The organism is Streptomyces sp. FH025 (assembly GCF_017427025.1).
Lineage (GTDB): Bacteria > Actinomycetota > Actinomycetes > Streptomycetales > Streptomycetaceae > Kitasatospora.
In genome coordinates, this window is the sequence record NZ_JAFLNG010000316.1 from 1 (window position 1) to 8650 (window position 8650).

The 8650-nt window shown below is 73.6% G+C and carries 7 protein-coding genes; 4 read left to right on the forward strand and 3 right to left on the reverse strand.

The annotated features are described in order from the left end of the window. Both J0670_RS21825 and J0670_RS21830 read right to left on the reverse strand, forming a co-directional pair. On the reverse strand, window positions 1–685 hold a 685-nt coding region (locus J0670_RS21825; RefSeq protein ID WP_207813330.1), incomplete at its 3' end, for a DUF4129 domain-containing protein. A 5-nt stretch (window positions 686–690) separates the two neighbouring features. Continuing rightward, on the reverse strand, window positions 691–1845 hold the full coding sequence (locus J0670_RS21830; protein WP_207813331.1) for a hypothetical protein: 1155 nt from the start codon (window positions 1843–1845) through the stop codon (window positions 691–693). Between the two features lie 287 nt (window positions 1846–2132). On the opposite strand from J0670_RS21830, the gene mtrA reads away from it, so the two are divergent. Genes mtrA through J0670_RS21845 form a run of 3 tightly spaced genes read left to right on the forward strand, consistent with a single transcriptional unit; the run spans window position 2133 to window position 6766 of the window. Then, the gene (mtrA, locus tag J0670_RS21835) at window positions 2133–2810 is read left to right on the forward strand and encodes an MtrAB system response regulator MtrA (RefSeq protein ID WP_207813332.1); all 678 of its coding nucleotides are present in this window, start codon (window positions 2133–2135) and stop codon (window positions 2808–2810) included. 1 nt (window position 2811) lies between these two features. Next, window positions 2812–4917, forward strand: a complete 2106-nt coding sequence (gene mtrB / locus J0670_RS21840; protein WP_374223142.1) for an MtrAB system histidine kinase MtrB — start codon at window positions 2812–2814, stop codon at window positions 4915–4917. Further along, window positions 4892–6766 (forward strand): LpqB family beta-propeller domain-containing protein, encoded by a 1875-nt coding sequence (locus J0670_RS21845; protein ID WP_207813333.1) that lies wholly within the window; start codon window positions 4892–4894, stop codon window positions 6764–6766. The genes mtrB and J0670_RS21845 overlap by 26 nt, the downstream gene beginning before the upstream one ends. A gap of 48 nt (window positions 6767–6814) precedes the next feature. Here J0670_RS21845 and J0670_RS21850 read toward each other — a convergent pair whose 3' ends face one another. Further along, the gene (locus J0670_RS21850) at window positions 6815–7537 is read right to left on the reverse strand and encodes a ComF family protein (RefSeq protein ID WP_207813334.1); all 723 of its coding nucleotides are present in this window, start codon (window positions 7535–7537) and stop codon (window positions 6815–6817) included. Window positions 7538–7907: 370 nt separating this feature from the next. On the opposite strand from J0670_RS21850, the gene hpf reads away from it, so the two are divergent. Beyond that, window positions 7908–8603: a ribosome hibernation-promoting factor, HPF/YfiA family gene (hpf, locus tag J0670_RS21855; protein WP_207813335.1), complete on the forward strand. Its 696-nt coding sequence runs from the start codon at window positions 7908–7910 to the stop codon at window positions 8601–8603. Window positions 8604–8650: the final 47 nt, after the last annotated feature.

Here is an 8650-nt window from a genome sequence, read left to right on the forward strand (position 1 = left end):
CTCCCGAAGCCGGGGCCGGAGCGGGTGCCGCGGCCGGGGTGAGGACCGGGCGGGCGCGCTCCAGGGTCCGGTCGAGGTCCAGCAGCAGCCGGTAGGCGGCCTGGTCGGCGGTGCGCTCGCCGTAGGCGATGTCGTCGAAGGTGCGGGCGGCCCCGGCCAGTGCGGCGGCGTGCTCGGGCAGGGCCCGGCCGGCCTCGGCGGCGGCCTCGTCGGCGGTGCGGCCGGGGCGGGCGTCGAGCAGGGTGCGCTCCTCCAGGGCCCGGACCAGTGCGCGCATCTGCTCGCGGACGGCCTCGGCCCAGCGCCCGGCGGCGGCGTGCCCGGCGGCGTCCTCCCGGTACCGCGCGGCGCTGCGCGGGCCCTCGGCGCCGTAGACGTCCAGGACGGTACGGGCGGCGCGCTTGGGCGCGCCGAGGCGCCACCAGACCGCGACGCCGATCAGCAGGGCGACGACCAGGAAGAGGACCAGTCCGGTGGTGCCGTCGGTGCCGTCGCCGGAGATGCTGCCGAGCGCTCGGTCGAGGTGGTCCCAGATCCAGTTCATGGCCCGCTCCAGGACGGACGGGTCGTTCTTGTGGTAGTCGGCCTTGAGCAGCTCGTCGCGGGCGGCGTCGCGCGCGGGATCGCGCGGGACGGTGACCGGGGCGCCGCCCGCGGCGAGGAGCCTGTCCCCCCAGATAGGCATCCGGCTCAGCGCCTCGCGGGGGTCTGGTCGGCCTGGCCGTTCCAGCCGGTGCCGTCCTGCTCGGACAGGCCGGCGGCACGGGCGAGCTCGATGTCCAGGGCCTCGCGGCGGATCCGCTGGTCGATGTAGACCAGCACGCCGACCGCGGCCAGGAACGGGGTGACGATCGCGGAGGCGAGGATCCCGGCGATCGCGGTCAGGACCAGCATGCCGACGGACTGGTGGCCGTCGTCGAGGCTGTTGACGCTGCCGAAGCCGAGCACCAGGCCGAGGAACCGGAACGGGATGAGCAGCACCATGGCGAGGATCCCCGACAGCACCCGGCTCACCAGGAAGATGCCGAACACCCGCCACCAGGAGCCGCGCACCAGCCGCCGCGAGCGCGACAGCGCCGTCACCACGCCCTGCTTCTCCAGCATCAGCGCGGGGGCGGCCAGGCTGTAGCGGATCAGCAGCCAGGCGGCGACCGGGGCGGCCAGCAGGCCGACGAGCGCGAGCAGGGCGGTGATCCCGGGCGAAGCGGCGCCGCCGGCGCTGTAGCCGAGCAGCGGGGTGAAACCGAGCAGCACCACGCCCGCGGACATCAGGGTGGTGAGGATGGTGAGCCCGAGCAGCTGGAGCAGCCGCGGGCGGGCGTCGCGCCAGGCCTCCCCGGCGGTCACCGGCCGGCCGAGGACGGCGCGGCTGACCACCACGGTGAGCAGTGCGACGGCGAGTGCGTCGAGCAGCATCGTCAGCGGGGTCTGGGCGAGCATGGTGAGGAGCTCGGTGGTGGGGCCGGTCCGGCCGTTGACCAGCAGCTCGGCGGCGAGCGCGCCGGCCTGGTCGATCACGGCGATGCCGAGCGAGAGGGTGAGCGCGGTGCGCCAGTGCCGGCGGACGGTGGTGACGGCCCCGTCGAGCAGTTCGCCGACGCCGAGCGGGCGCAGCGGGATGACGCCGGGACGGGGGCTGCGCCGGGTGCCCCAGCCGTACGGGTCGTGGCCGCCGGGGGTCGGGCCGCCCTGGTTCGGCCGCCCGTACTGGGTGCCCCAGCCGGGGGTGGCCTGCGGAGGTGCCGACGGCCCGGGCGCGGCGGCGGGCGCGTCGGCCGGGGGCCGGGCGTCGTCGCGGGGTGGCTCGGACGAGCCGGGCGAGGCCCAGCCCGGAGTGTCGGTCATCACTGCTCCTCGGAGGGGCGTCACGGGCGCGGTTCCGGGCGGATCTTTCGCCCGCGCGCAGCGCCCATCGTGCCATGGGGCCCGGAGAGGCCCCAGGGGTATCCGGTTGCTGATCGGCAACGGGACCGCCCAGGGGGTCGGACGGCGGTTTCCGGACCGTTCGGAGACGCTCTGACGGGGACTATTCGCCCGGTATGGCCTGAATTCGCCGGTGGGGGAGTTGGCCGTTGTGGAGTATTGGCACTGCTGTGCGGCAGGTCACAATCCGGTAATGAGAAGATGGACCCATGAAGGGACGCGTCCTCGTCGTTGATGACGACTCCGCACTGGCCGAGATGCTCGGCATCGTGCTGCGTGGTGAGGGTTTTGAGCCGTTTTTCGTCGCGGATGGGGACAGGGCGCTAGCCGCGTTCCGGGAGTCCAAGCCCGACCTGGTCCTGCTCGACCTGATGCTGCCCGGCCGGGACGGCATCGACGTCTGCCGCCAGATCCGGGCGGAGTCCGGCGTCCCGATCGTCATGCTGACCGCGAAGACCGACACGGTCGACGTGGTGGTGGGCCTGGAGTCCGGCGCCGACGACTACGTCACCAAGCCGTTCAAGCCCAAGGAGCTGGTGGCCCGGGTGCGCGCCCGGCTGCGCCGCGCCGAGGAGCCGACGCCCGAGCAGCTGACCATCGGTGACCTGGTGATCGACGTGGCCGGCCACTCGGTGAAGCGGGACGGCCGCAGCATCCCGCTGACCCCGCTGGAGTTCGACCTGCTGGTCGCGCTGGCCCGCAAGCCCTGGCAGGTGTTCACCCGCGAGGTGCTGCTGGAGCAGGTCTGGGGCTACCGCCACGCGGCGGACACCCGCCTGGTCAACGTCCATGTGCAGCGGCTGCGTTCGAAGATCGAGAAGGACCCGGAGCGCCCCGAGATCGTGGTGACCGTCCGTGGCGTCGGCTACAAGGCCGGACCCAGCTGACGTGACCGAGCGGGCTGAGGACACCCCGTCGGGTTCCGCGACCGGCGGGGCGGAGGCCGTGCGCGGGGACGTGTTGAGTTCGACCACCCGCCGCCGACGAGGCCTGTCCGGAGTGATCGCCCTGCTGAAGCGTCAGTTCCGTCGTCCCACGCACCGGGTGGCCGCGCTGTACCGCCGGTCGATCCAGGTCCGCGTGGTCGCGGTGTCCCTGCTGCTGTCCATCGCGGTGGTCCTGGTGCTGGGCGTGGTCGTGATGGCGCAGGTGCGCACCGGCCTGCTCCAGACCAAGCTGGACGCCGCCCGCGCACAGGCCCGGATCGGCTTCCAGGTCGAGCAGAAGAAGATCGACGAGGCCCGGGACCAGAACCTGCGGGTCACCGCGGACCCGACCACCGCCGAGACCGGCACCTGGCTGCTGCGGCAGGTCAACGACCTGGCCGCGAGCGGGCAGACGGTCTACTCGGTGATCGCGATGGCCCCCGGCAACGGCGCGGTCGTCCCGGACACGGCCGGCTTCGCGCCGCGCTACTCGGGCGACATCCAGCCCAGCAGCGTCCCGGACAGCCTGCGGGCCAAGCTCTACGAAGAGCCCGGCCAGATGTTCGACCAGCCGACCAGGATCCACCGCTCCCCGGAGAGCGGCGGTACGAGCGAACCCGGCCTGGCCCTCGGCATGCAGTTCATCGGCCCGGCCGACACCAGCTACCAGCTGTTCTACGTGTTCTCCTTCGGCCAGGAGACCGACACCCTCAACCTGATCACCGGGACGCTGGCCACCGCCGGCGTGTTCGTGGTGATCCTGATGGGCGTCATCGCCTGGGTCGTGGTGCGCCAGGTGGTCACCCCGGTGCGGATGGCCGCGGGCATCTCGGAGCGGCTCGCCGACGGGCACCTGGAAGAGCGGATGAAGGTGACCGGGACGGACGACATCGCCCGCCTCGGGGAGTCGTTCAACCGGATGGCCAACGCCCTCCAGGCGCAGATCCGGCAGCTGGAGGAGCTGTCCCGGGTGCAGCGGCGGTTCGTCTCGGACGTCTCGCACGAGCTGCGCACCCCGCTGACCACGGTCCGGATGGCCGCCGACCTGATCTACGACAGCCGCGAGGACCTGGACCCGATGGCGGCCCGCTCGGCCGAGCTGCTGCAGGGCCAGCTGGACCGCTTCGAGTCGCTGCTGGCCGACCTGCTGGAGATCAGCCGCTTCGACGCCGGCGCCGCGATCCTGGACGCCGAGCCGGTCGACCTGCGCGAGATCGTCGCCCGGGTGGTGGAGGCCGCCGAGCCGCTGGCCGAGGCCAAGGGCAGTGCGATCGTGATCCGCGGCGACGGCGAGCCGGTGCTGGCCGAGGTGGACTCCCGCCGGATCGAGCGCATCCTGCGCAACCTGGTGGTCAACGCGTTGGAGCACGGCGAGGGCCGTGACGTGGTGGTCCGGCTGGGCTCGGCCGACGGCGCGGTCGCGGTCGGCGTGCGCGACTACGGCATCGGCCTCAAACCGGGCGAGGCGTCCCGGGTGTTCCACCGCTTCTGGCGGGCCGACCCGTCCCGGGTGCGCACCACCGGCGGCACCGGCCTCGGCCTGTCCATCGCGGTCGAGGACGCCCACCTGCACGGCGGCTGGCTCCAGGCCTGGGGCGAGCCCGGTGGCGGCTCGCACTTCCGGCTCACCCTGCCGCGCACCCGCGGCGGGGAGATCAGCCGGGCGCCGTTCCGGCTGGAGCCGGAGGACTCCCGCAACAACCGGGGCCTGGGCACCTACGGCGCGCCGTACCGGCGGGCGATCGCCCCGGCCGGCTCCACGGCGCTGACCGCCGCCGAGGAACAGACCGAGGCGCCCGAGGGATCCGGCAACGGACTGGGCAGCGGGCTCGGCGGGGTGCTGAACATCGGCCCCGGGCTGGGCCGGAGCCGACTGCCCGAGGGGCCGCGCTCGGACCCCTCGGACGTGCGGACGGCGGGGGCCGGATACGGCGCCACCGGCGCCCAGGTCATGGTGGACCCGACGCCCGGACGGCCGTCGGTGGCACAGCGGACGGCGGAGCCGTACGCGACGGGTGGGACGGACCTGGAGGGGTCGCAGCGTGCGAAGGACGAGCAGCAGGACTGAGCCGCGGCTGGTCGCGGTGGCCGGCACGGTGCTCGGCGCCCTGGTGGCGAGCGGCTGTGCGGCCATGCCGGACTCCGGCGGCATCACCAAGGTGGAGCTGTCCCAGGGGCCGGCCGACAAGAACCTTCAGGCCAGGGTCTACCCGGTGGCGCCCGGCAAGGGCGCCAAGCCGAGCGAGCTGCTGACCGGGTTCCTGGACGCGGTGACGGCCGACGAGGGCTACGAGACCGCGCGCAAGTACCTCACCGAGAGCGCCGCGGCGACCTGGAACCCGGACGCCGGCATCCAGGTGCTCGCCGCCACGTCCGTCAAGGTGCTCACCCAGGACGTCTCCGACGCAGCGACCACGGCCTCCGCGACGGTGAGCGGGCAGATGGTCGCCACGGTCGACGAGAAGCACTCGTACCTGCCGGTCGCCGGGGCGAACAACAACAACACGTCCGACTTCACCCTCGTCCGGGAGAAGGACGGCGAGTGGCGGATCGACCGGCTGCCGCCCGGCGTGATCATGAACCAGACCAACTTCCGGAACAGCTTCCGGCAGGCCGAGCGGTTCTTCTACACCGCCCCGGACCCGTCCGCCGCCCCGACCGGGAACACCGGCCAGGAGGTGCTGATCGCCGACCCGATCTACCTGCGGCGCCGGATAGACCCGCTGACCTCGGCGGTCAGGGCGCTCGTCACCGGGCCCTCGACCTGGCTCTCGCCGGTGGTCCGGACGGCGTTCCCGGCCGGCACCACGGTCGACAAGGTCGGCATCGACGACAGCCGGGTCGCCCACGTGCAGCTCGGCGGGACGGACCTCGGCGAGCCGATGGCCTGCCGCCGGATGGCGGCCCAGCTCTTCTACACCCTCGCCGACCAGGGCAAGGGGCAGGTCGAGCGGCTGGAGCTGAAGGGCCCGCGCGGCTCCTGCACGGCCAGCCGCACCGACGTCCCGGCCACCGGGCCGGGCGCGCTGTCCGGGCCGATGCCGGTGCAGCTGTACTACCAGCGGGCCGACAACGGCGCCCTGATGGTGACCGGCGACGCCCGTACCGGCGACCCGGTGCACGGCGTGCTCGGCAAGCCGCAGCCGGGCGGCGGGGCCCAGCAGGGCGTCATCGCGGTCAGCCGGGACGGCTCCCGGGCCGCCGTGATCAGCGGGGACGCCCACCAGCTCTACACGGTGGCGCTGCTGGACAGCACGGTGACGATGCCCGAGCCGGTGCTCAGCTCCCCGGGGAAGACCGCCGACAAGGACAACGGCCTCGCCTCGCCCAGCTGGGACGGCCGCGGCGACCTCTGGGTGGTGGACCGCAACCCGCAGGCCCAGCGGGTGGTCACGGTGCGCGGCAACAAGGCGTACACCGTGCCGGTCGAGGGGCTGACCGGGCAGACCGTGCAGGGGCTGAAGATCTCCTCGGACGGCCTCCGGGCCGCCCTGGTGGTCAAGACCCCGGGCCTGGGTACCACCTCGCTGATGTTCGGACTGGTGGTGCACGGCGGCACCCCGGAGGCGCCGACCGCGAAGATCACCTCGCTGCGCCGGGCGGCCCCCTCGCTCACCGAGGTCACCTCGGTGACCTGGGCGGAGGCCGACCAGCTGCTGGTGCTCGGCAAGGAGGCCGACCGGACCCCGCAGCTGTACTACATCAGCACCGACGGTTCGCAGAGCACGGACAGTCAGTTGCAGGGCGGCGACAGCATCGGGAGCATCTCGGCCTCGGAGTCCCGGGGGGACACCCTGGCCCCGGCGCCGCCGGTGCTCGCGATGATGACCGACGGCCGGGTCTACCGGCTGGTCAACAACCAGTGGCGGGAAGCCCAGTTCGTCGACAAGGTCCGGTCCTTCTTCTACGTGGGCTGACGCGCCCGCCGACGGGCTGACGCCTCGTCCGGCTGCTCCGCGGGCCGTTCAGCCCTCAGGGCGCACCCCGGTGGCCGCGACGGTGGCGGCGGCCCGGGCGGGCAGCCCGGCGGCGGCCAGCGCCCGGGCGGCCTCGGCCAGGCTCGCCCCGGTGGTCACCAGGTCGTCCACCAGCACCGGCTGACGGCCGGCCAGGCCGCGCCGGACGCGCGGCAGGACGGTCAGCGCGCCGTGCAGGTTGCGCCGCCGCTCGGCCGCGTTCAGTCCGCTCTGGTCGGCGACCGGACGGGCGTGCCGCAGCAGCTGCGTGGCCCGGGCGTCCAGACCGGCCCGGCGCAGCGAGCGGGCGGCGGCCCCGGCCAGCCGCAGCGTCGGGTCCTGGCCGCGGGCGCGGACCGCCGCGCGGGCCGAGGGCATCGGGACCAGCAGCAGCGGCGCGGCCCCGGCCCGGGTGCCCAGCGCGGAGCACACCGCTCGTCCGAGCGCTTCGCCGAGCGGGCCGGCCAGCCGCAGCGCGCCGCGCTCCTTGTGCGCGAGCAGCAGCTGCCGGACCGGGCCCGCGTACGGGGCGGCGGCGTGCGCCCAGGGCAGCGCGGTGGGGCCGGGCCGGGAGGCGGTCAGGACGCGCCGGCAGGCCGGGCAGAGCTGGGTGCGCTCGGCGCCGCAGCCCACGCAGTCCGAGGGGAGCAGGACGTCCAGCAAGCCGGCCAGTGCGTGGCCGAACGATCCCCGGGGGGACGGCGGACGGGTGGTGGAGGAGGACGGTGGCACGGCTGCTCCTGGCGGCGGCAGGCACGGAGAGTCAGCAAAGGATGCGCCGTATGGGGGGCGTTGTCTAGGTATTTACCCATACTTCACCCGCGAGAGGGTAGACAGGGTGCACCAGCTTGACCGCCCGACCGCAGTATCGGGTCATACCCACCTTCTCGCCCGGGGAGGCGAAAACCCCGTGTGAGGTGTTCGATAAGGCTCCAGGGGGTTTCAAGAGTCCCTGGTGGGGAGGAAGTGAGGTGAGAGGCCAGTCGTTTCCGCCGCTGGCGGCGGGGGCGGGGGGCCGGCAGTGGATGGGCTGGTCCAGCTGGATCTCAGTCCGGTCCGGTAGCACCCGGATCGGCGTCAGCACGAGGGATCGGAGTTCTGCGTGGACATCGTCGTCAAGGGCCGCAAGACCGAGGTGCCCAAGAGGTTCCGCGAGCACGTGGCCGAGAAGCTGGAGAAGGTCCAGAAGTTCGACGGCAAGGTGATCAGCCTCGACGTCGAGGTGTCCAAGGAGCACAACCCGCGGCAGGCCGGCCGGTCCGACCGCGTGGAGATCACTCTCCGTACCCGAGGCCCGGTGATCCGGGCCGAAGCCGCCGCCGGCGACCCGTACGCGGCGCTCGACCTGGCCTCGGCGAAGCTCGACGCGCAGCTGCGCAAGTCCGCGGACCGGCGTCGAGTGCACAAGGGCGGCGCCAACGGCCGCACCCCCATGAGCGTCGCCGAGGCGACCGCGGCCCTGGCCGCGCTGCCGGAGACGGCCGCGATGGAGGGCGAGGCCGGCGGGGCCGTCCGCAAGACCATGATGGGATCCCTGGAAGTGGAGGGCGAAGGCCCGCTGGTGGTCCGCGAGAAGACCCACTCGGCCGCCCCCATGGCGCTGGACCAGGCGCTCTACGAGATGGAGCTGGTCGGCCACGACTTCTACCTGTTCGTGGAGAAGGACAGCGGCCTGCCGAGCGTGGTCTACCGCCGACACGGCTACCACTACGGCGTCATCCACGTGCAGCCGGACATGGCGGCCGGCGTGGCCAGTGGCGCCGGCGGCGCGATCGGGCGGGTCGACGGAGAGGACTGACCGTTCCGGAAGTGAACTGACCGTCCCGGAAGTGATGAGAGGGGTGA

What these genes read in the sequence shown, in the direction of transcription:
- mtrA (WP_207813332.1), top strand. Translation starts at nt 2,133, where the DNA reads ATGAAGGGACGCGTCCTCGTCGTTGATGACGACTCCGCACTGGCCGAG.
- J0670_RS21830 (WP_207813331.1), bottom strand. Translation starts at nt 1,845, where the DNA reads ATGACCGACACTCCGGGCTGGGCCTCGCCCGGCTCGTCCGAGCCACCC.